The organism is Sphingomonas sp. SP6, from assembly GCF_058313435.1.
Genome location: NZ_JBZFLG010000002.1, coordinates 873,853 through 897,355, shown reverse-complemented (window position 1 = coordinate 897,355; position 23,503 = coordinate 873,853). Strand labels below are relative to the sequence as shown.

Sequence of the window (23,503 nt, the reverse complement as noted above, 5' to 3'; positions counted from 1 at the left end):
CTGGCTTTAACCGATCCTCCAGCGCCCCAAGAACGCCAGAAACCGGAGCCGCCGCCCACATGTCCCTTCATCTCACCAACAATGTCAAAGAGCCGACAAAAATCGACGCTAAAGCCTCGCCTCCTTCTCAGAAGGCCAGCTCTTGCGCCGCTTTGTGCGTGACCGGCGTTTCGAACCTTGGCGGCTCGCCCCGTCGGTGAACGCCATCTATGGGCGGGCGGGCGCTTCGTCAAACGCTTTTTTGCAGATTTAATACGACCTCCCGCGAAGGCCGCACAAATCCGCCGATTTTAACCCCTCCTGAAGCCTCGGCCGCTAGCCCGGTCGCGTGGACGCCCCCCTCTCCCCCGCGGACCGCGACGCCGAATCGCGCGCCTCCTTCGCAGGCCAGGTGCGCCGGGCCGTGATCTGGCGCTCGGGCAGCCAGATCGTCGCGCAGATCATCCAATGGGCGGCGACCTTCGGGGTGATCCGCATCCTGAACCCCGCCGACTACGGCCTGTTCGCGATGGCCCAGGTGGTCCTGGTCTTCCTGACCATGCTCAACGGCTACGGTCTGGCGAGCGGGCTCGTCCGCGCGGGCGAGACATCTCCCCGCCAGGTCCGCCAGCTGTTCGGGCTGCTTCTGGTGGTGAACGCCGTGCTGGCGCTGGTCCAGATCGGCCTGGCCCCGCTGGCCGCCGCTTATTACCGCCAGCCCCTCGTCGCCGAGCTGCTGCGCGTCCAGGCGCTGATCTATCTGACGACGCCGTTCATCGTCCTGCCCACGGCGCTGCTCAGCCGGGCGATGGATTTCCGTGCGCAGGCGAAGGTCAACCTGCTCGCCTCGCTGGCGAGCGCCGCCACCGCGCTCGGCGGCGCGCTCGGCGGGCTGGGGGTGTGGACGCTGGTGGCCGCGCCGATCGTGCTCTTCACGGTGCGCGGCGCCGGGCTGACGATCGCCGCCGGCGGGCTCGGCTGGCCGTCGTTCGACGTCCGGGGCATCGGCCATCACGCGCGATTCGGGGCAGTGCTCGCGGTCGGCCAGCTGTTCTGGTTCGCGCAGAGCCAGGCCGACGTGCTGATCGCCGGGCGCCATTTCGCCGCGCACGATCTAGGGCTCTACACGACGGCGCTGTTCCTGACGCAGATCTTCGTCGCGAAGGTCGTCCCGCCGCTGAACGAGGTCGCCTTCTCGGCTTACGCCCGCATCCAGGACGATCCGCGCGCGACCGCCGCCGCCTTCGTCAAGAGCGTGCGGGTGATCTTCGTCGCCGCCATCCCCTTCTACCTTGGCCTGGCTGCGACCGCGGAGCCGCTGGTGCTGACGGTGCTCGGTCCGAAATGGGCGGAGGCCGCGCCGATCGTGCGGCTGCTCGCGCTCGCCATGCCGATGATGACGCTCCAGGTGCTGTTCTCGCCGGTGTGCGACGCGCTCGGCCGGCCGGACATCGGGGTGCGCAACGGCGCGGTCGGGGGAGCGCTGCTGTTCGCCGCGTTCCTGATCGGGGTACACTGGGGCGGCGAAGGCCTCGCCGCCGCGTGGATCCTCGCCTATCCTCTCTACCTCGGCGTCAGCTGCCGGCGCGCGCTGCCGGTGATCGGAGTCACGGGGCGCGATGTCGTCACGGCCGTCCTGCCGTCCGCGCTCGCCGGAATCGCGATGGCGGCGGCGGTGACGGCGCTCGACGCGCTGCTGCCGCCGCTGGGCGCGCCGGTGCGGCTGGCGGCGCTGGTCTTGGCGGGAGGGCTCGCCTACGCCAGCTGGCTGGCGGTGTTCGCGAGTGCCCGGCTGGGCGAACTCGCGGACCTGATCCGCCGACGCCCCGCGCCCACGGCTGGATAGGGGAACCTACGCCAGCACCATGCTCCCCTGAAGCTCGTGCAGATGCGTGAACAGGTGCCCCCCGGCCGCCGTATCTCCGCCGAACGCGCCTTTGTCGACCCGCCCGAACGCCTCCGCATTCGCCAGCGCCACGATCGTCCCGCCATGGCCGTCGCTCTTCAGCACGAAGTCTCCCTTGGTGTGGTTCTCCTCCAGGTGGATGACCGCGGTCTGCGTGCCGTTGGAGACCTTCAGCGTGACGCCCTGACCATCCGCGTCGCCGCGTACGGAGAGTTTCGCGCCGACGTTGTCGAGCGCGCGGAAGTCGATCCTGTCTCGGCCGTCGAACAGCGCCAACCGCGCGCCGTTGCTCGCGAGATTGTCGAACACCACGGTCGCGTTCACGCCGTCGAGCGTCACCAGCGGTCCGCCACCGAGCTTGCTCACCGCGCCGAGCTCCAGCGTGCCCTGCGCGCCCACGGTGAACCCGCCTGCGCCCGTCACCGCGCCGTCGATCTTGAGAGTTCCGCGGTCGACGCCCACCGCGCCGTCGATCTTGATCGTGCGCACCTCGATCTCGGTCGCGCCGCCGTGCGCCCGAAGCTCGCCCGTCACGTTCAGCTGACCGCCGGGGCCGCCCTGGATGGTCGCGGTCCCGATCGTCGCCTTGCCCGTCAGCGTCAGGATGCTGTCCTTGAGCTCGATCGTCCCGGTCGTCACCGTCAGCTCGCCGGCGTATCTCAGGTTCTGGTCGAACTGGACGTCGGCGCCGTCGAACAGCAGGTGCTTGACGCTGACCTTGCCGGTCGTGAACGTGTCATCGCCCCCGCTCAACTCGAGCGTGCCGCCGCCCGCGACCTTGCCGTTGAAGTCGGCGAAATTCGTGAACTGCAGCGTCTGCCCGCCGTCGACCTTGATCAGCCCGTCGACGCTCGCCTGCGAGGCGACGCTCCCGAAGCCGGTCAGGATCGCGTCCCGTTCGACCCGCAGGTCGCCCGGCGCGAAGATGCCGCCGCCCAGGTGAAGCGTCCCGCGCACGTCCAGCGTCTCGCTGGTGATCCAGTCGCGCCCGCCGAGCACCTCCAGCGTCGCGCCGGTATCGACCACGTTCAGCGTCTGCTCGATCGTGAAGGGCGAACTTCCGCCGTCGTCGACACGCAAGGTCGAGCCCGCGCCGTTCAGCGTCACCCGAGCGCCGTCCGCGAGCGTGCTGATGGTCGTGTTGGCGAGCAGGATCGTCGAGCCCGCCTCCGCCACCCAGGCACCCCCGCTCAGCGTCCCATTCGCATAGTTGGTGACCGTGCCGGTGAGGTCATAGCCCGTCGTGCTGACGGTGCCGCCGTTCGCCGCCTCGATCAACCCGTCGTTGGTGGTGGCGCCCACCAGCACCAGCGTGCCCCCGTCGGCGAGGATCACGCCGTCCGCCTGATTGTCGATCGCATTGTGGACGAGCAGGCTCTTGCCGGTGATCAATCCGGCGTTGGCGATCGTCCCGGCGCCGAAGATCTCCGCGGTGAAGCCGTCGGCGGCGTCGCCGCGCAGCGTGCCGACGTTCGAGAACTCGGCCGCGAAGACGATATACCCGCCCGCGATCGCCACCGTGCCCGAGCTGACGCCCCCCGCCCCGATCGTCAGGCTCGACTGGCCGCCCGCGACCGAGAGCGTCGCGCCGGTCCCGACGTTGATCGAGCGCACCACCGCCGCCTGATTGGCCAGCGTGACGGTATAGCTCCCTGCGTTGAGCACCGCATCGGCGTTCTCGTCCGGGACGCCCGCCGACCAATAGGCCGCGGTCATGAAGTCTCCGCTCGTCGGCGCGTTCAGCGTTCCGCCCGGCCCCTTCCAGATGTCGATCGCCATGATTCGCTCCCCTCCGTGTGATTTCAGGCGATCTTACCCGGCGCGCACGGCGGATCAACGCCGAACCCCTGCCGCCTTGCATGTCGCGACGCTCGCGCAAGTGGCGCTCCCCGCTCCGGGACGGACGTGAAAGCCGCCCGGTTTCGCTTTCGTTTCGACCGTCGAATCCCTACATCGCCCCCATGGCAGAACCCCAGAACACCAACGACTACGGCGCCTCCTCGATCAAGGTGCTCAAGGGCCTCGACGCGGTGCGCAAGCGCCCCGGTATGTACATCGGCGACACCGACGACGGCTCGGGCCTCCACCATATGGTGTTCGAGGTCAGCGACAATGCGATCGACGAGGCGCTCGCCGGCCACTGCGACCGGATCGACATCGTGCTGAACGCCGACGGCTCGGTCAGCGTCACCGACAACGGGCGCGGAATCCCGACCGGCATCCATCCCGAGGAGGGCGTGTCGGCGGCCGAGGTGATCATGACCCAGCTCCACGCCGGCGGGAAGTTTGAGAACACGTCGGACGAGAACGCCTACAAGGTCTCCGGGGGTTTGCACGGCGTCGGCGTGTCGGTGGTCAACGCGCTCAGCGAGTGGCTCGACCTGACGATCTGGCGCGAGGGCAAGGAGCATTACGTCCGCTTCGCCCACGGCGACGTCGTCGCGCCGCTGAAGGTCGTCGGCGAGGCGCAGCCGGGGCAGAAGGGAACGCGCGTCACCTTCATGCCTTCGTTCGTCGAGGCCGGCCGGGAGGGCGGCACGTTCCGCAACGTCACCGAGTTCGATTTCGAGAAGCTCGAGCATCGCTACCGCGAGCTCGCCTTCCTCAATTCGGGCGTCCGCCTGTTCCTCACCGACGCGCGGCACGAGGAGCCGAAGACGGTCGAACTCTATTACGAGGGCGGGATCGCCGCCTTCGTGAAGTATCTCGATCGCGCCAAGGCGCCGCTGTTCCCCGAGCCGATCGCGATCTCGGGTCAGCGCGACGACATCGGCATCGACGTCGCGCTCGAATGGAATGATTCCTATTACGAGAACGTCCTCTGCTTCACCAACAACATCCCGCAGCGTGACGGCGGCACACACCTCGCCGCCTTCCGCTCGGCGCTGACGCGGACGCTCAACGCCTATGCCGACAAGTCGGGGATGATGAAGAAGGAGAAGGTCACCCTCACCGGCGACGACATGCGTGAGGGGCTGACCGCGATCGTCTCGGTCAAGCTGCCCGATCCCAAGTTCAGCAGCCAGACCAAGGACAAGCTCGTCTCGTCCGAGGTCCGCCAGCCGCTCGAGCAATTGCTCGCCGACAAGATGAGCGACTGGCTCGAGGAGAATCCGGCGAACGCGCGCCAGATCATCCAGAAGGTGATCGACGCCGCCGCCGCGCGCGAAGCCGCCAAGAAGGCGCGCGAGGCGAGCCGCAAGTCGGTGATGGGCATCGCCTCGCTGCCGGGCAAGCTCGCCGACTGCCAGGAGCGCGATCCCGCCAAGTCCGAGCTGTTCCTGGTCGAGGGTGATTCGGCGGGCGGCTCGGCCAAGCAGGGGCGCGACCGCCACTTCCAGGCGATCCTCCCCCTGCGCGGCAAGATCCTCAACGTCGAGCGCGCGCGCTTCGACCGGATGCTCGGCTCGAAGGAGATCGGCACGCTGATCCAGGCGATGGGCACCGGCATCGGCCGCGACGAGTTCAATGCCGACAAGCTGCGCTACCACAAGATCGTCATCATGACCGACGCCGATGTCGACGGCGCGCATATCCGCACTTTGCTGCTGACGTTCTTCTACCGGCAGATGCCCGAGCTGATCGAACGCGGCCACCTCTACATCGCCCAGCCGCCGCTCTACAAGGCGACCAAGGGGCGGTCGGAGGTCTACCTCAAGGACGACAACGCGCTCGACGAATATCTGACGGCGGGCGGGGTCGCGGCGGTGGCGCTCGACGGGATCGGCGGCGGCGAGCCGCTGCGCCACCTGGTCGATCACGCGCGCCGGATGCGGACGCTGATGCGCTACGCACCCAAGCGCTACGACCCGGTGATCATCGAGACGCTGGCCGCCGGCGGCGCGCTCGATCCCGAGGCCGGCCGCGACGTCCGCGGCGAGCGCCTCGCCGAGGTCACCCGCCGCCTCGACCAGGGCGATCCCGACGCGACCTGGTCGGCGCGGATGACCGAGGAGGGCGGCTTCCACTTCGAGCGCGCGTGGCGCGGAGTCACCGACCACCACATCATCGAGGCGGCGTTCATCACCTCGGCCGAGGCGCGCAAGCTCCACGCGCTCGCCGCCGAGCAGGCGGAGACCTACACCAGCCCGCGCAAGCTCGTCTCGACCAAGGCGCAGACGGCGGAAGCGCCCGCCGATGCGGTCGCCACCGACGAGAATGGCGAGGAGACCGAGGCGCCGGTGCTCGCCAAGGGCGACCTGCTCGTCACCCGCCCGTCGCAGCTGCTCGATGCGGTGCTGGCGGCGGGGCGCAAGGGCCTCGCGATCCAGCGCTACAAGGGGCTGGGCGAGATGAACGCCGAGCAGCTGTGGGAGACGACGCTCGATCCGACCGCGCGCTCGATGCTGCGGGTCGAGATCGCCCAGGCGGACGTGGCCGACGAGATCTTCACCCGGCTGATGGGCGACGTGGTCGAACCGCGGCGCGAGTTCATCCAGGACAATGCGCTGAGCGTCGCCAACCTCGACGTCTAGATCAGTCCTGAGACGTGAAGGACGACGCCCGCCGCCGCGCAGGCGGCGAGCGTCGTCATCACCCCGACCTTGAAGCGCAGCACCGCCACCATCGCCGTCGCTGCCAGCAGGGTGGCGTAGGGGTCGATGCTCGCCAGGACCGGCGCGTCGAACCGGATCGGTCCCAGCGCGACCGGCGCGGTCGCGCGGAACAGCGTGTGGAGCGCGAACCAAACCGCGAGGTTGAGCACCACGCCGACCACCGCCGCGGTGATCGCGGACAGCGCCCCGGCCACCGCCGCATTGCCGCGCAGCCGCTCGACGAAGGGCGCGCCGAGGAAGATCCAGAGGAAGCAGGGCGTGAACGTCACCCAGGTCGCGAGCAGCCCGCCGAGCGTCCCCGCCAGCAGCGGCGACAACCCGTTCGGATCGCGGTACGCGCCCAGGAACGCGACGAACTGGAGCACCATGATCAGCGGCCCCGGCGTCGTCTCCGCCATGCCGAGCCCGTCGAGCATCTCCTTGGCCGACAACCAGTGATAGTTCTGCACCGCCTCCTGCGCGACATAGGCGAGGACGGCATAGGCGCCCCCGAAGGTCACCATCGCCATCGTCGAGAAGAAGGTCGCGATTCGCGAGAAGACGTCGTCCGGCCCGAGCAGAACGACCAGCGCCGCGACCGGGATCAGCCACAGCGCCAGCCAGACCAGCGCCGTCCGCACCGTCTCGCGCCACGTCGGGCGGGCGTGCGCGGGCAGCTCCTCGCCGAGCAACGTGTCGGCGTCCTCGACGATCGCCCCCTTGGCCGCGCCGTGCCCGCCACCGCCCTTGAACGCTGCCCAGCCCTGCCGGCCGGACCACCAGCCGATCAGTCCCGCGCCGAGCACGATCAGCGGAAAGGGCGCGCCCAGGAAAAAGATCAGCACGAACGCCAGCGCCGCCAGCCCCCGCGCCGCGTCGGTCTTGAGCGCGCGCCCGCCGATCCGCACCACCGCCTGGACCACGACCGCGAGCACCGCCGCCTTCAGCCCGAAGAACAAGGCCGAGACGATGCCGACCCGTCCGTAGAGCACGTAGATCCAGCTGAGCGCCATGATCGCGACCGCGCCCGGCAGCACGAACAGCACGCCGGCGACGATGCCGCCCCTCGTCCGGTGCATCAGCCAGCCGATATAGGTCGCGAGCTGCTGCGCCTCCGGGCCGGGGAGGAGCATGCAATAGTTGAGCGCGTGGAGGAACCGGTGCTCGCCGATCCAGCGCTTCTCCTCGACCAGGATGCGGTGCATCACCGCGATCTGCCCCGCCGGCCCGCCGAACGAGAGCAACGCGATCCGCAGCCACACCCAGAATGCTTCGCCCAGCGTCACCGGCGCCGGCCGCGACGCCGCGGGCGCACCCATCGCCGCCGCGCTCACGCGGACACCTTCGCGCGCGCGGGGCGGTGCGAGGTCCAGTCGTGCGTCTCCCCGTGGGCGTCGCGCGCCCAGCGGTAGAGCGCGTCGTAGATGGCCATCCCCGCTTCGAGCTGGACATGATCGTCGGCATGTTGGCGCGACAGCCCGAGCGAGATCGCGAGCAGCCCGGCCGCCTCCGGCGCGACGTCGAGCCGGTCGGTGTCCGCCCCGCGCACGATCGCGGCGAGCCGCGCGAGCGGCGCGTGGTCGCCCAGCCCGAACGCCTCGACCATCACGTCGAAGGTGCAGAGCTCGCCACGGTGGCTCCAGAAGACCCGCTCGTCGGCGACGTCGAACGGCTCCGCCCGCTCGCGGCTCGCCACCGCCAGCACGTCGCCGGGGGCGACAAACAGGAAGCGCGCCAGCGGATCGACGAAGCGGCGGATCAGCCAGGGGCAGGCGATGCGGTCGACCTTGGGCCGCGCGCGCGTCACCCACCAGGTCCGCCCGTCGTCGTGGCGCGGCGGCAGATGCGCGAGCGAGAGCATGGGCAGCCCGGCCGCTCGCCAGGCGGCGAACCCGCCCTCCAGCGTCTCGGCGGCGATACCCTCGCTCCGCAGGATCGCTGCGGTCGCGGCGGCGGCGCTGCCGCCACGATCGTCGACCACCACCACCGCATCGGCGGCATCGCAGTGACCGCGGGCGAAGACCGATCCCGGGATCGCCTCCGCCGGCCCCTCGCGCACGTCGAAGATGCGCGGCGATCCGGGCAGCGCGACGAGGCGGACGAGCTTGTCGGGGGAGATCGCATTGGGTGCAGGCATGGCGCGTCCTTCGATGAGTGGACGCGATGCTTCGGCTGACGCCTCGTGGGGAGATCGCGGTCCCCATAAGGCGATGATTCCCGCGGCGGCCGCCGATGTCAATTGCACGCCGCCCGTCCGCCGCGCATGGGCGTCGCGAAGCCGTTGCAGGAGACCCATCCATGACCGACCCGATCACCGGCAAAGTCGTCGTTATCACCGGCGCGAGCAGCGGACTGGGCGAGGCGACCGCCCGCCTGCTCGCGACCCGCGGTGCGAAGCTGGTGCTGGCCGCGCGCCGCAAGGACCGGCTCGACGCGCTGGCGAAGGAGCTCGGCGCCGAAACACTCGCGGTCGAGACCGACGTTGCCGACCGCGCGCAGGTGCAGGCGCTCGCCGACGCCGCGACCGAACGCTTCGGCCGGATCGACGTCATGCTCAACAACGCCGGGCTGATGCCGCTTTCGGCGCTCGAAAGGCTCAAGGTCGACGAGTGGGAGCGGATGGTCGACGTCAACATCAAGGGCGTGCTCTACGGCATCGCCGCGGTGCTGCCGGGGATGATCGCGCGACGCTCCGGCCATATCGTCAACGTCTCCTCGGTCGCCGGGCACAAGGTGCGCGCGACGAGCTCGGTCTATTCCGCCACCAAGCATGCGGTGCGCGCGCTCAGCGACGGCTTGCGCCAGGAGATGGTGCCGCACGGCGTCCGCGTGACGATCATCTCGCCGGGCGCGGTCGCGACCGAACTGGGCGACACGATCACCGACGAGAGCGTCCGCGCGACCATGGGCCGGGTGATGTCCGTCGCGGTCCCCGCCGAGTCGTTCGCGCGCGCGGTCGCCTATGCGATCGAGCAGCCCGAGGATCTGGGCATCAACGAGATCCTGTTCCGCCCGGTCGCCCAGGAATATTGAACCCGGCTACTCGTCGAGCGCGGCCTTCAACCGTTCGGCAGCGTCGAGGTGCGCGGCGACCACCGGCGTCGCCGCGGTCGCTGCCGCGCGCAGTGCCGGATCGTCGCCGCTTTGCGCATATTGTTGCTGCACGGCGAGGGCGGCGCGGTGCGCGAGCGCCTGCTGCTTCGCATAGGCGCGGTCGAGCTCGGGGCCGCTCATGCTCTGGAGCGCGCCCAGGAACTGCGAATGGTCGTTGCCGAGCTGCATCGGCGGCGTCTCGATCCCGCTTCTTGCCGCTGCCGTCCGGAGCGCGGCGCTGGTGCTGCCGTGATCGCGCAGCATCATCTGCGCATAGTCGCGCACCCGCGGATCGCGGCTGCCGGCGAGCGCCGATTCGGCCTCGCGCATCTCGAACGTGTCCGATTGGGTCGCCGCCTGGACGTATTCGCGCGACGGACGCGAGCCCCCCTCCTGCGCGGCGGCGGGGAGTGCCCAGACCGCCGCCGCCGCGATCAGCAGGGTGCGCGCCATCACGGCTGCCCCTGCCCGCCGCCGGCGCCGTAGATGTTGCCGGTCGTGTAGCTGCCGTCGTCCTCCGCCAGCCGGACGAAGATCCCCGCCAGCTCGGCGGGCTGCCCCGGCCGGCCGAGCGGCGCGGTCGCGCCGAAGGTCACGAGCTTCGCCGGCATCGCCCCGCCCGAGATCTGGAGCGGCGTCCAGATCGGCCCGGGCGCGACGCCGTTGACGCGGATGCCCTTGGTCGCGAGCTGCTTGGCGAGCGACTTGACGTAGTTCATCGTCGCCGCCTTGGTCTGCGCATAGGCGTAGAGATCGGGATCGGGATTGTACGCCTGCTCGCTGGTCGTGCCGATGATCGCCGATCCCGGCTCGAGATGCGGCAGCGCCGCCTTGATGATCCAGAACGGCGCATAGACGTTGGTCTTCATCGTCCGGTCGAATTCTTCGGTCGTCACGTCGAGGAGCGACGGGATGGACTGCTGGCGCGCGGCGTTCATCACCAGGATGTCGACGCCGCCCAGCCCGGCGATCGCCTTGTCGACCAGCTGGCGGCAGAACGCCTCGCTCCGGATGTCGCCCGGGATCGCGACCGCGCGCCGTCCCGCCTGCTTGATCAGGTCGACGACCTCGCGCGCGTCCGGCTCCTCTTCCGGCAGATAGTTGATCGCGACGTCGGCGCCTTCGCGCGCATAAGCGATCGCCGCGGCCCGGCCCATTCCCGAATCGCCGCCGGTGATCAGCGCCTTGCGGCCGGTCAGCCGGCCCGAGCCGGCGTAGCTCGTCTCGCCGTGGTCGGGGCGCGGCTCCATCCGGCTGGCGAGCCCGGGCCAGGGCTGGCGCTGGTTCTTGAACGGCGGCTTGGGATATTTGTCGCGCGGGTTCTGCTTGGCCGGCCGCGCCGCCCCGCCGGACTGCGCCGTCGCCTGCGCCGCCGCGGGAGTCGCCGCCGCCGCGCCGATCACCGCGGCCCCCGCCATCATTTCCCTGCGTGTCGTGTCCGCCATCATACCCTCGCGTCGGGCGTCCGCGCCCTTGTGAGTAACCGCCGGGACACAATCGGGTTGCGTACGGAACTTGACTTAACGCCTATCATAACGAAAGTTACGGCGCGAAGAGGAGAGGCTCGATGAAGCTCGTCAGCGACCACGTCGTCGAAGGCCGTCCGGGCCCCGGCTTTGCGCGCGCTTACCCGACGCTGGACGGCGTCGACCTGACCGACATCTGGCGGTTCAAGCATGGTCAGCCTTGGGCCGATTTCGCGCGGATGCGCGACGAGGCGCCGGTGATGTGGCATCCCGAGCCGCACGGCCACCCCGGCTTCTGGGCGCTGACCCGCTTCGCCGACGTCAAGCAGGTCAACGGCGATCCCGAGACCTTCTCGTCCGAGGTCGGCGGCATCCTGATGGCGATGGGCGACAAGGCGACCAGCCATCCCGCGCTCTTCTCCGCCAACTTCAACTCGATGATCAACCTCGACGCCTCGCCCCACCGCCAGCTGCGGCGCGAGCACATGCCGTTCTTCACCGCGGGCTATATGCGCAAACTGAAGGAGCGCGTCGCCGGCGAGGTCACGCGGCTGCTCGACCGCATGGCGCCGATGGGCAAGTGCGACCTGGTCGGCATGTTCTCCAGCCACATGCCGGTGTTCACGTTGTGCGAGATGCTGGGCGTGCCCGAGGGCGACCGCGAGAAGTTCGTCCGCTGGATCCACTTCCTCGAGATGGCGGGCCAGCTCGCGGTCGAGCGGGCGGAGCAGATGCAGGCCGGCGGCGAGCCGTCGGCGGAGATGCTGGGCTTCATCCAGCTGTTCAACACCAACGTCGAGGACATGTTCGCCTACGGTCGCGACATGATGGCCAAGCGCCGCGCCGATCCGCAGGACGATCTCTTGAGCGCCATCGCCAACGCCAAGGTCGACGGCGAGACGCTGCCCGTCGAATATCTCGACGGCGCGTGGCTGCTGATCGTGTTCGCCGGCAACGACACGACGCGCAACTCGCTCTCGGGCGCGATGAAGCTGTTCACCGAGAACCCCGAGCAGAAGGCGAAGCTCCAGGCGGATCCGTCGCTGCTGACCAACGCCGTCCACGAGATCACGCGGATGGTGTCCCCGGTCATCTACATGCGCCGGACCGCGACACGGGACGCCGAGGTGGGCGGCCAGCGGATCGCCGCGGGCGAGAAGCTGGTGATGTATTACGGCGCCGCGAATCGCGACCCGGCGATGTTCCCCGATCCCGACCGGTTCGACATCACCCGCGCCAACGCCGAGAAGAACATCGCCTTCGGCCACGGCCCGCACATCTGCATCGGGCGGCTGGCGGCGCAGCTCCAGCTCGAGGAGAGCTACCGCCAGATGTTCGCGCGCTTCCCCGACATCCGCTGGTCGGGCGACCTCGACATCGCGCCGAACAACTTCGTCCACGCGGTGCGCCGGCTGGAGGTGGAGTTCACGCCCGAGCGGGTCGCGCAGGCGGCGTAACGCCGGTCGTCCTTCCCCTGCGCCGTTCGTCCTGAGTAGGGACCGAGCGAAGCGAAGGGCCGTATCGAAGGACTGTCCTGCCCCAAGCCCTTCGATACGCCACTTCGCTCCGCTCAGCGGCTACTCAGGACGAACGGGAGGGGTTAGGGCGCACCCATGCCCACGCCCCCCATCGCCGACCGCCGCCCGCATTCGTTCACCCGCCACGGCGTCACGATCGAGGACCCTTACGCCTGGCTGCGCGACCCGGGCTATCCCGAGGTCACCGACCCGGACATCCTCGCCTATCTCGACGCCGAGAACGCCTATTTCGAGGCGGTCATGGCCCCGCACCAGCCCCTCGTCGACACGCTCTACGAAGAGATGAAGGCGCGGATCAAAGAGGATGAATCCTCGGTTCCGCAGAAGGACGGCGACTGGCTCTACTGGACCGATTACGAGGCCGGCGGCCAGTATCGCCGCTGGTGGCGCAAGCCCGTGAGCGGTGGCGACGATCAGCTCATCCTCGACGAGCCCGCACTGGCCGAGGGCCACGAATATTTCCGCGTCGGCGCGATCGCGATCAGCGAGGACGGGCGCGTGATGGCCTATTCGACCGACGACGACGGCGCCGAACGCTACACGATCCGGTTCAAGAGCCTCGACGGGGCGGAGACGCTCGACGAGGTCATCGCCGGGGCGGCCGGCAAGTGGGGGGACGTCTCGATCGAGGGAACGATCGGCAACATCGTCTTTACGAACGAGGGCCGCCACCTGCTCTACGGCCTCACCGACGAGCATTGGCGTACGCGCACGATCAAGGTCCACCGGCTAGGGACCGGCTCCGCCGACGACGCGACGCTCTATTACGAGGAAGACGTCGGCTATTCGGTCGGCGTCGAGATGACGAGCGACCGGCGCTGGATCGCGCTGGTCGCGAGCGGCCACGACACCAGCGAAGTGCGGCTCTACCCCTCGAACGACCCGTTCGCCGCGCCGATCCTCGTTGCCCCGCGCCAGACCGGTCGGGAGTATGACGTCGACCTCCACGACGAGACATTGTTCATCACCACCAACGACACCGACCCGATGTTCCGGCTGTGCACCGCCGACCTCGCGTCGCCCGGCGACTGGCGAGAGCTGATCGCGCCGTCACCGCACTTCTACCTGACCGGGGTCGAATGCTACCGCGGCTTCTTCATCGTCGAGGGGCGCGAGGACGGGCTCGATCAGATCGCCGTCCACCGTTACGATTCGCCGACGCAAGGCCGGCGCATCGCGTTTCCCGAGGCGAGCTACGCTGCCGGGCTCGGCGACAATCCCGAATACGACCAGACCGTGCTTCGGCTCGGCTACGAGTCGATGGTTACGCCGGGAACCGTCTACGACTACGATACCGCGACCGGCGCGATGACGACGCTCAAGGTGCAGGAGATCCCGTCGGGCTACGACGCCGGCAAGTATCGCACCGAACGGCTGAAGATCGCGGCGCGCGACGGCACGCTCGTGCCCGTCTCGATCGTCTATTCCGCGGACTTTCCGAAGGACGGCAGCCGCCCGCTGTTCCTCTACGCCTATGGCGCGTACGGCCACGCGATCCCGCCGGGCTTCTCGACCGGACGGCTGAGCCTGCTCGACCGCGGCTTCGCCTACGCCATCGCCCACATCCGCGGCGGCGACGACCTGGGCCAGCAATGGTATCACGACGGCAAGCTGGAGAAGCGGACCAACACCTTCACCGACTTCGTCGACGTCGCGCGCGGGCTGATCGCCGGCGGCTGGACCAGCGAGGGCCGCATCGCCACCGCGGGGCGCTCGGCGGGCGGCGAGTTGATGGGCGCGATCGTCAATTCGGACCCCGAGCTGTGGGGCGCGGTGATCGCCGACGTCCCCTTCGTCGACGTCCTCAACACGATGCTCGACGAGTCGCTGCCGTTGACGCCGGGCGAATGGCCCGAATGGGGCAACCCGATCGAGGACCAGGCCGCGTTCGAGCTGATCCGCAGCTACTCGCCCTACGACAATGTCGGGGCGCATGCGTACCCGCCGATGTTCATCTCCGGCGGGCTGAACGATCCCCGCGTGACGTACTGGGAGCCGGCGAAATGGGCCGCCAAGCTCCGCGCCACCAAGACCGACGACAACGTCCTGCTCCTCAAGACCAACATGGGCGCGGGCCACGGCGGCAAGTCCGGCCGCTTCGATTCGCTGCGCGAGGGCGCCGAGGAGCATGCCTTCGTTCTGTGGCAGCTGGGCGTCGCGGGATGACACTCGAGGCGATCGTCGCGCGCTACGGTCTTGTCGCGCTCTTTCTCGGGGCGGGGTTCGAAGGGGAGGCGGCGGTGGTGACCGGCGGGGTGCTCGCGCACCGCGGGTTGTTCCCCCTGTGGGCGGTGATGCTCGTCGCCGCGACGGGATCGTTCTGCGCCGACCAGCTCTGGTTCTTCGTCGGTCGCCGCTTCCGCGACAGCGAGCGCGTGCGCCGCGCACAGGCGCGACCCGCCTTCGCCAAGGCGCTGGCGATGTTCGAGCGGCACCCGGCCGGCTTCATCTTCGCGTTCCGCTTCATTTATGGCTTTCGGACCGTCAGCCCCATCGCGATCGGGACCACGCACGTCTCGCCGCGGCTGTTCGTCGCGGTGAACCTCGTGTCGGCGATCGTCTGGGGCGTCACCTTCTCGGCGATCGGCCATGCGTTCGGGCACGGGTTCGAGCGGTGGGTGGGGCACCTCACCCCGGACACACCGACCCTGATCGCGGTCGCGGGCGGCGTGCTGGCGCTCGGCGCGATCGTCTATCTCGTCCGCCGGCGCCGCGCCGCATGACTCCGTTCCGCCGCGACTTCACCGCCGCCGAGAGCGACATTGACGAGCTGGGTCACGTCAACAACGCGGTCTGGGTGCGGTGGGTGCAGGAGCTGGCGACCGCCCACTGGCGCGCCGTCGCGCCGGCGGCGCACCGGGCGGCGCACGTCTGGGTCGTGACCCGCCACGAGATCGATTACCGCGGCAACGTCGGCGCGGGCGAGACGGTCACCGGCGAGACCTGGGTCGACGGCGCGCCCCGCGGCGCCCGTTTCGACCGCCGTTTCCGCTTCGTGGACGCGCGCGGCGCGGCGGCGGTCGAGGGCGTCACCACCTGGGCGCTGCTCGACCGCGCCAGCGGCCGCCTCCTCAGGGTGCGGTCCGAGATCGCCGCACCGTTCCTCGCTCAGCGGTAATAGCAGCGCTTCTTCGCGGTCAGCGTACGGTCGATCGCCTTGCCGCCGACCACGCCGGCGACGCCGCCCGCGACAGTCCCGAGCAGCCCGCCGCCCAGCGCCGCGCCCGCGACCGCGCCGCCGACGCCGCCCGCGACCGCGCCCGCTTCCGCCTTCGAATGGCGGCAGACCTTGGTGCCGCGATAGACGTGGCGCTTGGTGGTCGTGCGATGCGTGTCCGCCGAGGCGGCGACGGGAGCGGCGGCGACCGAGACGGCGGCGAACGCGAGAACAAGTGAACGCATGACTCTTTCTCCAGGTTAAGGGCTGTGCCTGCCCCCAACGTCGGCAGCGCCAAGCGGTTGCGTGGGCGCGCTATCCGGAGTTGCGCAGCGCCGTCGCGATCGCGTTGATCGACAGGAGGATGCCCTCGCCGATCCGCGCATCGTCCTCGCCCGCGCGGTGGCGCTTGAGCAGCTCGATCTGGAGCAGGTTGAGCGGCTCGATATAGGGCAGCCGCAGCCGGATCGACGCATCGAGCGCCGGGTGCTCCGCGAGCAGCCGCGGCTGCGCGGTCACCTCAAGCAGCCCGTCGCGCGTCCGTTCCCAGCCGTCGCGAATCCGCTCGAAGATCGGGCGCAGCTCGGGGTCGACCAGCTCGGCGTAGCGCGCGGCGATCCCCATGTCGGACTTCGCCAGCACCATCTCCATGTTGGCGAGCGTCGCCGCGAACAGCGGCCAGCCCTCGGCCATCGCCCGTAGCAGGCCCCGGTCCGCGAACCCGGCCAGCGCGTCGCCGACCCCGTACCAGCCCGGCAGCATCACCCGCGCCTGCGCCCAGCTGAACACCCAGGGGATCGCGCGCAGATCCTCGATCTTGTCGGACTTGGTGCGGCTCGCCGGGCGGCTGCCGATCTTGAGCCCGCTGATCTCGGCGATCGGGGTCATCTGGCGGAAGAAGGTGCGGAAGCCCTCCGTGCCGTAAACCAGGTCCCGGTAGGACTTGAACGCCGCTGCCGACAGCTCGTCCATCGCCGCCGCGAACCGCGCGCTCTCGCCGTTCGAGAGGCGCGGCGGCTCGAGGCTGGCGAGCAGGGTCGCCGAGGCCATCGCCTCCAGATTGGTCATCGCCGACTCGCGGGTGCCGTACTTGCCCGCGATCACCTCACCCTGTTCGGTGATGCGGATGCGGCCCTGCACCGTCCCCGGCGGCTGCGCGCGGATCGCCGCGAACGAGGAGCCGCCGCCGCGCCCGACCGCGCCGCCGCGCCCGTGGAACAGCTGCATCGCGATGCCCGCCTCCTCGAAGACGGGCTTCAATGCGGTCGACGCCTTCGACAGGCCCCACGTCGAGGTCAGATAGCCCCCGTCCTTGTTGCTGTCCGAATAGCCGATCATCACCTCCTGATAGCCGCGCGCCCGGGCGACCGCCGCGACCTCGGGCAGCGCCAGCCAGGCGCGCATGATCTCCGGTCCGGCCTCCAGGTCCTCGATCGTCTCGAACAAGGGCACCGGCATCACGCTGGCGGAGGGCGGATCGCCGGGACGGTAGAGGCCGACCTCCTTCAGCATCAGCGTGATCTCGAGCAGATCACTGACCGACTTGCCCATCGAGACGATATGCTGGTCGATGCAGGCCTTGCTGTATTTCGCCTGCGCCTCGGCCGCCGCGGCGACGATGTCGAGCTCGCCGCGGGTCTCGTCCGAATAGGTCGCGAAGGGCGAGGTCAGCGGTCGCGGCGTCGCGACTTCGGCGCGGAGCACAGCGACCCGCTCGTCTTCACCCAATGCAAGATAGTCGTCGCAAACGCCGGCGACCTTCAGCATCTCGGCGACGACCCGCTCGTGGACCGCCGAGTTCTGCCGTAGATCGAGCGTCGCGAGGTGGAAGCCGAACACCTCGACCGCTCGGATCAACCGTCCGATCGCACCGCCCGACGACAGCAGGCCGCCGCCGTCCGCCGCGAGCGGACGCGCGATCGCCAGCAGGTCCGCGCGCAGCGCCTGCGGATCGGGGTACGCCTCGCCCCCCAGCCGCCCGGGGCGCGGCGCGGGCTTGCCGGTCAGCGCGAGGTGCGTCGCCGCGAGCCGGGCATAGATGCCGCTGAGCGCGCGCCGGTACGGCTCGTCGCGGCGGCTTTCGGCGTCATCGCCGCTCGCGGCCGCCAGCACCTCGACGCCCTCGTCGACGGCGGCGTGCGCCGACGAGATCGACAGCTCCGCGCCCAACGCATGGACCTGATCGAGGTAATAGCCCAGCACCGCTTCGGACGCCGTGGCGAGCGCGGTCCTGAGCGACTCGGCGGTGACATAGGGATTGCCGTCGCGATCGCCGCCGATCCAGTTGCCGGGGCGCAGGAACGGCGGCACCCGTGTCCCCAGCGCCCGGTCCCAGCGCTGGTAGAGCGCAGGGACCACCGGCAGGAACACGTCGCGCAGATAGGAAAGCGCGGTTTCGACCTCGTCGGCCACGTACAGCCGCTCGCGCCGCAGCACCCGCGTCTGCCAGAGCAGCGCGACCTGGCGCGTGATCGCCTCGTCGACCAGATCGCCGTCGGGCGTGGTCTCGACGCCGCGGTCTCGCAAGGCCATCAACTGGGCGATCCGGTTGCGATGATCGATCATCGACTTGCGCCGCACCTCGGTCGGGTGCGCGGTCAGCACCGGCGCGACGAGCGCATGGTCGAGCAGCCGCGCCACCGCCTCGCGGTCGATCCCCTCCCGACCCAGCCGATCGAGCGCGGACGCGACGTCTGCGCCCTTTTCCGCCGCGATCCCCTGCCGGTCCTCGGCGAGGTTGGCGAGCATCGAGAACAGCATGAAGCCACGGACGAAATCGAGCGTCTCGTCGAGGTCGAGGCGTCTGAGCGTTTCATCGGCCAGCGCGCCGCCGCTGCGATGCCGCTCGACCGATGCGGAGCGGATCGCCTCGGTCGCCGCGAACAGCCGCTCGCCGCCGTAGGCGCGGATCACGTCGCCGAGGACGCGGCCGAGATAGCGGACATCGGCATTGTTCGTGATCGGTGGGAGCTCGCTCATGCCACATTGCTGCGCCGCAGCACGGGCCAGGTCAAGCAGGGGAACATGGCCGATCCTAACGCGACAGAATGTTGCGGCCGAACGCAAGATCGTTGACTTGCGTGAACGATCGCTCTCAAACGCGCCATCACTCCGGGAGCAGACGACAATGAGCCTCATCAAGAAGAACGGCCGTACGGGTCAGGACGGCGTGGCGGGTGCGCCCGACGGGCTGCGTGGCGGCCATGCGGTCGCGCTCAACACCGCTTCGGACCAGCGTCACGAGACCGCACGCGCGGTCGGCGGCGCCGGTGGCGATGCGGCTCCCGGCGGCAGCGGCGGCGCGGGCGGCAAGGCGCGTGCCGAGACCGTGCTCGACAGTCGCGGCAAGGCGACCGGCGAGGCCGATGCGACCGGGGGCCGCGGCGGTGACGGGCGTGGCGCGGGCCAGGCCGGCGGCGACGGCGGGGTCGCGCACGCCATGACGATGGTCTCGGTTCGCGGCGCGGGCGAGGCGCTCGGCATCGCGGTCCAGACCGGCGGCGCCGGCGGCCGCGGGCGCGACGGCGCGGACGGCGGGCGGGGCGCGGCGAGCGTCCTCGTCGATGCGGTGACCGTCGCTACCAACGGCGGGCGCGCGATCCACGATCAGGAGGCGATCGGCGGCGCCGGCGGCGCGAGCGCAGGCGGCCGGGCCGGCGACGGCGGCCGCGCCGTCTCGCGGCTCACCATCGACGATCTCGCCGCCGACCGAGTGAGCCAGCACCTCGACACCTACCTGCTCGCGCTCGGCGGCAACGGCGGCGACGCGACGGGCAAGGGCGTGGCGGGCAAGGGCGGCGATGCGCTCGCGACGCTTGACCAGAATGCGATGGAGCAGACCTTCCTCGTCCAGGCGGGCGGCGGCAATGGCGGGAGCGGCGCTAACGGCGGCGGCACGGGCGGCGATGCGAAGGTCGCCGTCGTCGGTACGGGCGGGCTCAGCGACGTGACGACCGCGGACAATGTCGTCGCTGCGAACGGCGAGGCGTACGGCGGCGACGGCGGCGACGCGACCGGCCCGGGTGACGGCGGCGCGGGCGGGATCGGGCGCGTCTCCGCGACTGCCGATGCCGAACTGTCGCGCGTCGGCGCGTCGGCCAAAGCGTTCGGCGGCAATGGCGGCGACGGCCGCGGCGTCGGTCACACGGCGGGCGTCGGCGGCGACGCCGGCGCGGAGGTCCATGCCGAGGCGCACACCGGCTCGTCGCTCGGCGCGGCGGCCGAGGCCGACGCGAACGGCGGCGCGGGCGGAGCTGGCTTCGATGGCGCGGACGGGGGCGCCGGCGGCGACGCGATCGTCATGGACGCGGTGACCGGATCGACGCTGGGCACGCTCGGCCTCTACCAGGTCGCGATCGCGGGCAATGGCGGCGCCGCGAGCGGCGGCGGGAACGGCGGCGCGGGCGGCGACGCCGCGACCACGCTCGACCTCGATTTCGGCAGCGTCGCTCCTGACGCTGCGCCCTCGTCCACCATCGCGGCCTACGGCGGCGCCGGCGGCGCGGCGGACGGCGCGGGCGCAACCGCCGGCGTCGCGGGGACGGCGGACGCCTCGATCCGGCAGACCGGGGTTCGTGACACCTCTGCGCGCACCTTCGCCGTGGGCGGATACGGCGGCGACGCCGCGAACGGCGCGGCAGCGGCGGACGGCGCGACCGCGATCGCGAACACCTACCTCACCACCACCGGCATCGCCGACGCCAGCCAGTCCTCATACGGCGGCAACGGCGGCGGGCTGACCGGCGCGGGCGTCGCGGGCGCGGGAGGAGTCGCGAGCGGCACCGTCGAATCCCGAGGCACCACCAACGCGCTCGCCGACGTGCAGGTTTTTTCCGGAAACGGCGGCACGGCGACCGGCGCGGGCGCGACCGGCGGCGCGGGCGCGGCGCTCGGCCCGGTGTCGGCGTACGGCGAGGGCACGCAGAGCGTTCGCGTCTCGTTGACCGGGGCGGGCGGCAACGGCGGCGATGGCCTGGCGGGTGCCGACGGTGGTTATGGCGCGGCGGTGTCGCTCAACAACGCCGTGGTCGGCGTGGCACACGGGGGTGACCTCTCGCTCAGCCAGACCGCGTTCGGCGGCGCGGGGGGCGGCAGCGACGGCGGCGTCGCGGCGGGGGGAAGCAACGCATCCTCCTCGATCGACTATACCCCAGGCGACACGCCCGAGGCATCGGTGACCGTCAACGTCGTCGCGGTCGCCGGCAGCGGCGGCTCGTCGTTCTCGAACGACTTCGGCGCGAGCGGCGGTGACGGGTTTGCTCAGGCGACGCTCACCGGTAGCGGCGACACCGTGCTGAGCGCCAGCGCCAGCGCTTATGGGGGCCGCGGCGGGTCGGGTGTGGTCGCCGGCACGGGCGGCGACGCGACCGCGATCGTGTTCGCGTCCGGCGGTGAGGCGCATGTCGCCGCGACCGCCAACGTCTACGACGTCGGCGGTCATTCCGGCTTCGCCATCGCGAACGCGGGCGCGGAAGCTCCGTCCGGCGACGCGCGGGCGGCCGCCGTGATCTTCGGCTCCGGGCTGGCGATTGCGACGGCGGAGATCGCCACGACGTTGCTGGGCGAGGGCACTGCGATCATCGCGGTCGGTCGCGCCGGCATGCTCTCCGAGACCAGCGGCGCGCAGGCATCGACCGTCCTCGAAAGCTCGCTCACCGCAGACGACCTCACGGCGATCACCACCGGCCACGCCAACGTCGCCGCGGCGTTCGACGGCGATCTGGAGGCGACCGCGCAGACCCGCTTCGCCGCGATCCACGGCGACGTCGCGGGCGAGCAGACCGTCACCGCCTCGCTCACGCTCCAGCTCTCGACCTTCCAGCTCGACGCGCTCGGCAAGGCGACCTTCGGCCTGTTCGGCGGCGATGCGCTGGGCGATGGCTTCGACACGCTGCACTTCCGGATCTCGGTCGGCAGCATCGCCGAGGAGGCGGTGACGCTGGCGGAGAAGGACTTCACCAGCGAGAAGGCCGCGGAATCCTACTTCGCCGACCATGCCTTCGCGTTCGGCCATCTCGACCGATACGAGGAGTTCGGAAGCCTGATCCTGAACGTCGAGGTGTCGGTCACCGGCGCGGCAGCCGGCGGCGGCTTCACCGGCGGGATCGTCTTCGCCGACGTCGGCGGCGTGCCGGGCGACGATCCGGTGTTCGGGCGCGACCTGCTCGCGACGACGCCGCACGATCTGCACCAGCCGGTGACGCTGGCGTTGGCCTGACCCGGCCCGGTCCGGACGGCTCAGCCGCCGTCCGGACCGCATCCGGTGCTCGACTGCGACCAGGTGACGTGGAGGATCTTCCACGCGACGCCGACCCGCACCAGATCGAAGTGATCGTAGCCGCACTGCGACACCCGGCCGTTCACCAGCACGCGGTACGGGGCCCAGACCATCGCCGCGCCGCCGTCGATCTCGATCGCGGCCTGCCCCAGCCGCTCCTCGATCCGGCTCCCGTCGGGCGTAAGCCCTGCGGCGAACTCGGCCCACGGCAGCGTACGATGACGGACGCTCCCGTCCGGCAGCGTCTGGACGACGGTCGCCGCCCCCTCGGGCAGCGTCACCGCGCGCACCGCCGCGCCGTCATCCTTCTCCAGCGCGGCGAGCAGCGCGGCGACGGGGACCATCACCGCCTGTTCGTCGGCGTCCGCGAGGGGCAGCGGATTGGCGGGCGGCAGGCGGTCGACGGCGGCGGCGAGCAGCAGGATCAGCATGACGGAACTCCGGCGTGGGCGGCGACTACGCTAGGCGGGCTCGCGCTTTGCGTCCATGATCGACGCATGTCTCTCCGTCCCCGCCGCAGCGCGCTGTTCCTCCCCGCCTCGAACCCGCGCGCGATCGCGAAGGCGCGCACGCTCGCCGCCGACGTGGTGATCCTCGATCTGGAGGATGCCGTCGCGCCCGACGCCAAGGTCGAAGCGCGCGCCGCCGCGATCGCCGCGACGCGCGACGATTTCGGCCGCCGCGAGCGGGTGATCCGCGCCAACGCGCTCGACACCGAATGGGGCGAGGCGGACCTCGTGGCGCTCCGGGATGCGGCGGTCGACGCGGTGCTGCTCCCCAAGGTCTCCGACGCCGCCACGCTCGCGCGCGCCCGCATGCTGCTCGGGCCGGACAGGCCGCTGTGGATCATGGTCGAGACGTGCGCCGCGATCCTGAACCTGCGCGAACTCGCCGCCGCCGCCGCGAACGCCGGACTCACCACCTTCGTCGCCGGCACCAACGATCTCGCCAAGGAGCTGCGCTGCCGCCCCGGCGACACCCGCGCCCCGCTGATCCCCGCGCTTGCGCAGATCGTCACCGCCGCGCGCGCCTACGGCCTCACGGCGCTCGACGGCGTGTCGAACGCGATCGACGATCCCGCGCGGGTGGAGACGGAATGCGAACAGAGTCGCGACCTCGGCTTCGACGGCAAGACGCTGATCCATCCCTCGCAGATCGACCCCGCCAACCGCATCTTCGCGCCGTCTGGCAAAGAGGTCGCCTGGGCGCGCACGATCCTCGCCGCGTTCGATGCGCCCGAGGCGCGGGGCAAGGGGGTCCTCCGCGTCGAGGGCCGGATGGTCGAGCTGCTCCACCGCGACGAGGCGCGGCGTCTTGTCGCGCTGGCGGAGGCGATCGGGGACTGAGCGCCCGACCGCGTTACTTCGCGCCCTTGTCGCGGTTGGCGAACAGCACCGCCGCCGCGACCGCCGCCGAGCCGATCCCGACGCCCAGCCCGAACTTGCCGATCTGCCAGCGCTTGGCGCGCGCCTCGCCGTCCTTGGCCGCCGCCGCCTTGGCGCGCTCCTTGGCGTCGCGCGCCGCCGCCACGATCTCGTTGTCCTCAGCCACG

Annotated in this window: 18 protein-coding genes; 9 read left to right on the top strand and 9 right to left on the bottom strand. The window is 70.7% G+C overall.

All coding sequences use genetic code 11. The annotated features are described in order from the left end of the window. Positions 1-328: 328 nt before the first annotated feature. Positions 329-1,825 (top strand): lipopolysaccharide biosynthesis protein, encoded by a 1,497-nt coding sequence (locus AC4GYY_RS10105; RefSeq protein ID WP_491120222.1) that lies wholly within the window; start codon positions 329-331, stop codon positions 1,823-1,825. Between the two features lie 6 nt (positions 1,826-1,831). On the opposite strand, the gene AC4GYY_RS10100 is transcribed toward AC4GYY_RS10105, so the two are convergent. After that, positions 1,832-3,664 (bottom strand): beta strand repeat-containing protein, encoded by a 1,833-nt coding sequence (locus tag AC4GYY_RS10100; RefSeq protein ID WP_491120221.1) that lies wholly within the window; start codon positions 3,662-3,664, stop codon positions 1,832-1,834. Positions 3,665-3,846: 182 nt separating this feature from the next. On the opposite strand from AC4GYY_RS10100, the gene gyrB reads away from it, so the two are divergent. Next, complete coding sequence (gene gyrB / locus AC4GYY_RS10095; protein WP_491120220.1) at positions 3,847-6,360, top strand: DNA topoisomerase (ATP-hydrolyzing) subunit B; 2,514 nt, start codon at positions 3,847-3,849, stop codon at positions 6,358-6,360. On the opposite strand, the gene chrA is transcribed toward gyrB, so the two are convergent. Further along, positions 6,357-7,739 (bottom strand): chromate efflux transporter, encoded by a 1,383-nt coding sequence (gene chrA, locus AC4GYY_RS10090; protein ID WP_491120260.1) that lies wholly within the window; start codon positions 7,737-7,739, stop codon positions 6,357-6,359. The two genes, gyrB and chrA, sit on opposite strands and share 4 nt — an antisense overlap. An 11-nt stretch (positions 7,740-7,750) precedes the next feature. After that, the gene (locus AC4GYY_RS10085) at positions 7,751-8,557 is read right to left on the bottom strand and encodes a chromate resistance protein ChrB domain-containing protein (RefSeq protein ID WP_491120219.1); all 807 of its coding nucleotides are present in this window, start codon (positions 8,555-8,557) and stop codon (positions 7,751-7,753) included. 161 nt (positions 8,558-8,718) lie between these two features. On the opposite strand from AC4GYY_RS10085, the gene AC4GYY_RS10080 reads away from it, so the two are divergent. Further along, entirely contained in the window at positions 8,719-9,453 is a 735-nt protein-coding gene (locus AC4GYY_RS10080; RefSeq protein WP_491120217.1) for an SDR family oxidoreductase, read from the top strand. Positions 9,454-9,459: 6 nt separating this feature from the next. Here AC4GYY_RS10080 and AC4GYY_RS10075 read toward each other — a convergent pair whose 3' ends face one another. Both AC4GYY_RS10075 and AC4GYY_RS10070 read right to left on the bottom strand, forming a co-directional pair. Next, positions 9,460-9,966 (bottom strand): DUF4142 domain-containing protein, encoded by a 507-nt coding sequence (locus tag AC4GYY_RS10075; protein ID WP_491120215.1) that lies wholly within the window; start codon positions 9,964-9,966, stop codon positions 9,460-9,462. After that, complete coding sequence (locus AC4GYY_RS10070) at positions 9,966-10,931, bottom strand: SDR family oxidoreductase (RefSeq protein ID WP_491120258.1); 966 nt, start codon at positions 10,929-10,931, stop codon at positions 9,966-9,968. Before AC4GYY_RS10070 ends, AC4GYY_RS10075 begins: the two co-directional genes overlap by 1 nt. 149 nt (positions 10,932-11,080) lie before the next feature. Between AC4GYY_RS10070 and AC4GYY_RS10065 the strand changes: the two genes are divergently transcribed. The 4 genes from AC4GYY_RS10065 (at position 11,081) to AC4GYY_RS10050 (ending at position 15,635) form a co-directional block, all read left to right on the top strand. Next, on the top strand, positions 11,081-12,436 hold the full coding sequence (locus AC4GYY_RS10065; protein ID WP_491120213.1) for a cytochrome P450: 1,356 nt from the start codon (positions 11,081-11,083) through the stop codon (positions 12,434-12,436). A gap of 156 nt (positions 12,437-12,592) precedes the next feature. Beyond that, positions 12,593-14,683 (top strand): S9 family peptidase, encoded by a 2,091-nt coding sequence (locus tag AC4GYY_RS10060; protein WP_491120211.1) that lies wholly within the window; start codon positions 12,593-12,595, stop codon positions 14,681-14,683. After that, complete coding sequence (locus tag AC4GYY_RS10055) at positions 14,680-15,240, top strand: DedA family protein (protein WP_491120210.1); 561 nt, start codon at positions 14,680-14,682, stop codon at positions 15,238-15,240. The genes AC4GYY_RS10060 and AC4GYY_RS10055 overlap by 4 nt, the downstream gene beginning before the upstream one ends. Further along, entirely contained in the window at positions 15,237-15,635 is a 399-nt protein-coding gene (locus tag AC4GYY_RS10050) for an acyl-CoA thioesterase (protein ID WP_491120208.1), read from the top strand. The genes AC4GYY_RS10055 and AC4GYY_RS10050 overlap by 4 nt, the downstream gene beginning before the upstream one ends. Here the strand turns inward: AC4GYY_RS10050 and AC4GYY_RS10045 are convergent. Together AC4GYY_RS10045 and ppc are read right to left on the bottom strand one after the other, a co-directional pair. Continuing rightward, entirely contained in the window at positions 15,626-15,919 is a 294-nt protein-coding gene (locus AC4GYY_RS10045; protein WP_491120206.1) for a hypothetical protein, read from the bottom strand. The genes AC4GYY_RS10050 and AC4GYY_RS10045 overlap by 10 nt on opposite strands. Positions 15,920-15,989: 70 nt before the next feature. Then, entirely contained in the window at positions 15,990-18,653 is a 2,664-nt protein-coding gene (gene ppc, locus AC4GYY_RS10040; RefSeq protein WP_491120205.1) for a phosphoenolpyruvate carboxylase, read from the bottom strand. A 148-nt stretch (positions 18,654-18,801) separates the two neighbouring features. Here ppc and AC4GYY_RS10035 point away from each other — a divergent pair, with 148 nt between their 5' ends. Then, positions 18,802-21,891 carry a hypothetical protein gene (locus tag AC4GYY_RS10035; RefSeq protein ID WP_491120203.1) on the top strand — a complete coding sequence of 1,030 codons (3,090 nt, stop codon included), beginning with the start codon at positions 18,802-18,804 and terminating at the stop codon, positions 21,889-21,891. A gap of 20 nt (positions 21,892-21,911) precedes the next feature. Here AC4GYY_RS10035 and AC4GYY_RS10030 read toward each other — a convergent pair whose 3' ends face one another. Then, entirely contained in the window at positions 21,912-22,382 is a 471-nt protein-coding gene (locus AC4GYY_RS10030) for a nuclear transport factor 2 family protein (protein ID WP_491120202.1), read from the bottom strand. A 66-nt stretch (positions 22,383-22,448) separates the two neighbouring features. Here AC4GYY_RS10030 and AC4GYY_RS10025 point away from each other — a divergent pair, with 66 nt between their 5' ends. Then, positions 22,449-23,297 carry an HpcH/HpaI aldolase/citrate lyase family protein gene (locus AC4GYY_RS10025; protein WP_491120201.1) on the top strand — a complete coding sequence of 283 codons (849 nt, stop codon included), beginning with the start codon at positions 22,449-22,451 and terminating at the stop codon, positions 23,295-23,297. Positions 23,298-23,310: 13 nt separating this feature from the next. Here AC4GYY_RS10025 and AC4GYY_RS10020 read toward each other — a convergent pair whose 3' ends face one another. Then, positions 23,311-23,502, bottom strand: a complete 192-nt coding sequence (locus tag AC4GYY_RS10020; RefSeq protein ID WP_491120200.1) for a hypothetical protein — start codon at positions 23,500-23,502, stop codon at positions 23,311-23,313. Position 23,503: the final 1 nt, after the last annotated feature.

Bases quoted from the DNA above. Each gene is read 5' to 3' on its own strand.
- AC4GYY_RS10100 (WP_491120221.1), bottom strand. From the start codon at position 3,664: ATGGCGATCGACATCTGGAAGGGGCCGGGCGGAACGCTGAACGCGCCG.
- gyrB (WP_491120220.1), top strand. From the start codon at position 3,847: ATGGCAGAACCCCAGAACACCAACGACTACGGCGCCTCCTCGATCAAG.
- chrA (WP_491120260.1), bottom strand. From the start codon at position 7,739: ATGGGTGCGCCCGCGGCGTCGCGGCCGGCGCCGGTGACGCTGGGCGAA.
- AC4GYY_RS10085 (WP_491120219.1), bottom strand. From the start codon at position 8,557: ATGCCTGCACCCAATGCGATCTCCCCCGACAAGCTCGTCCGCCTCGTC.
- AC4GYY_RS10080 (WP_491120217.1), top strand. From the start codon at position 8,719: ATGACCGACCCGATCACCGGCAAAGTCGTCGTTATCACCGGCGCGAGC.
- AC4GYY_RS10075 (WP_491120215.1), bottom strand. From the start codon at position 9,966: ATGGCGCGCACCCTGCTGATCGCGGCGGCGGCGGTCTGGGCACTCCCC.
- AC4GYY_RS10070 (WP_491120258.1), bottom strand. From the start codon at position 10,931: ATGGCGGGGGCCGCGGTGATCGGCGCGGCGGCGGCGACTCCCGCGGCG.
- AC4GYY_RS10065 (WP_491120213.1), top strand. From the start codon at position 11,081: ATGAAGCTCGTCAGCGACCACGTCGTCGAAGGCCGTCCGGGCCCCGGC.
- AC4GYY_RS10060 (WP_491120211.1), top strand. From the start codon at position 12,593: ATGCCCACGCCCCCCATCGCCGACCGCCGCCCGCATTCGTTCACCCGC.
- AC4GYY_RS10055 (WP_491120210.1), top strand. From the start codon at position 14,680: ATGACACTCGAGGCGATCGTCGCGCGCTACGGTCTTGTCGCGCTCTTT.
- AC4GYY_RS10050 (WP_491120208.1), top strand. From the start codon at position 15,237: ATGACTCCGTTCCGCCGCGACTTCACCGCCGCCGAGAGCGACATTGAC.
- AC4GYY_RS10045 (WP_491120206.1), bottom strand. From the start codon at position 15,919: ATGCGTTCACTTGTTCTCGCGTTCGCCGCCGTCTCGGTCGCCGCCGCT.
- ppc (WP_491120205.1), bottom strand. From the start codon at position 18,653: ATGAGCGAGCTCCCACCGATCACGAACAATGCCGATGTCCGCTATCTC.
- AC4GYY_RS10035 (WP_491120203.1), top strand. From the start codon at position 18,802: ATGAGCCTCATCAAGAAGAACGGCCGTACGGGTCAGGACGGCGTGGCG.
- AC4GYY_RS10030 (WP_491120202.1), bottom strand. From the start codon at position 22,382: ATGCTGATCCTGCTGCTCGCCGCCGCCGTCGACCGCCTGCCGCCCGCC.
- AC4GYY_RS10025 (WP_491120201.1), top strand. From the start codon at position 22,449: ATGTCTCTCCGTCCCCGCCGCAGCGCGCTGTTCCTCCCCGCCTCGAAC.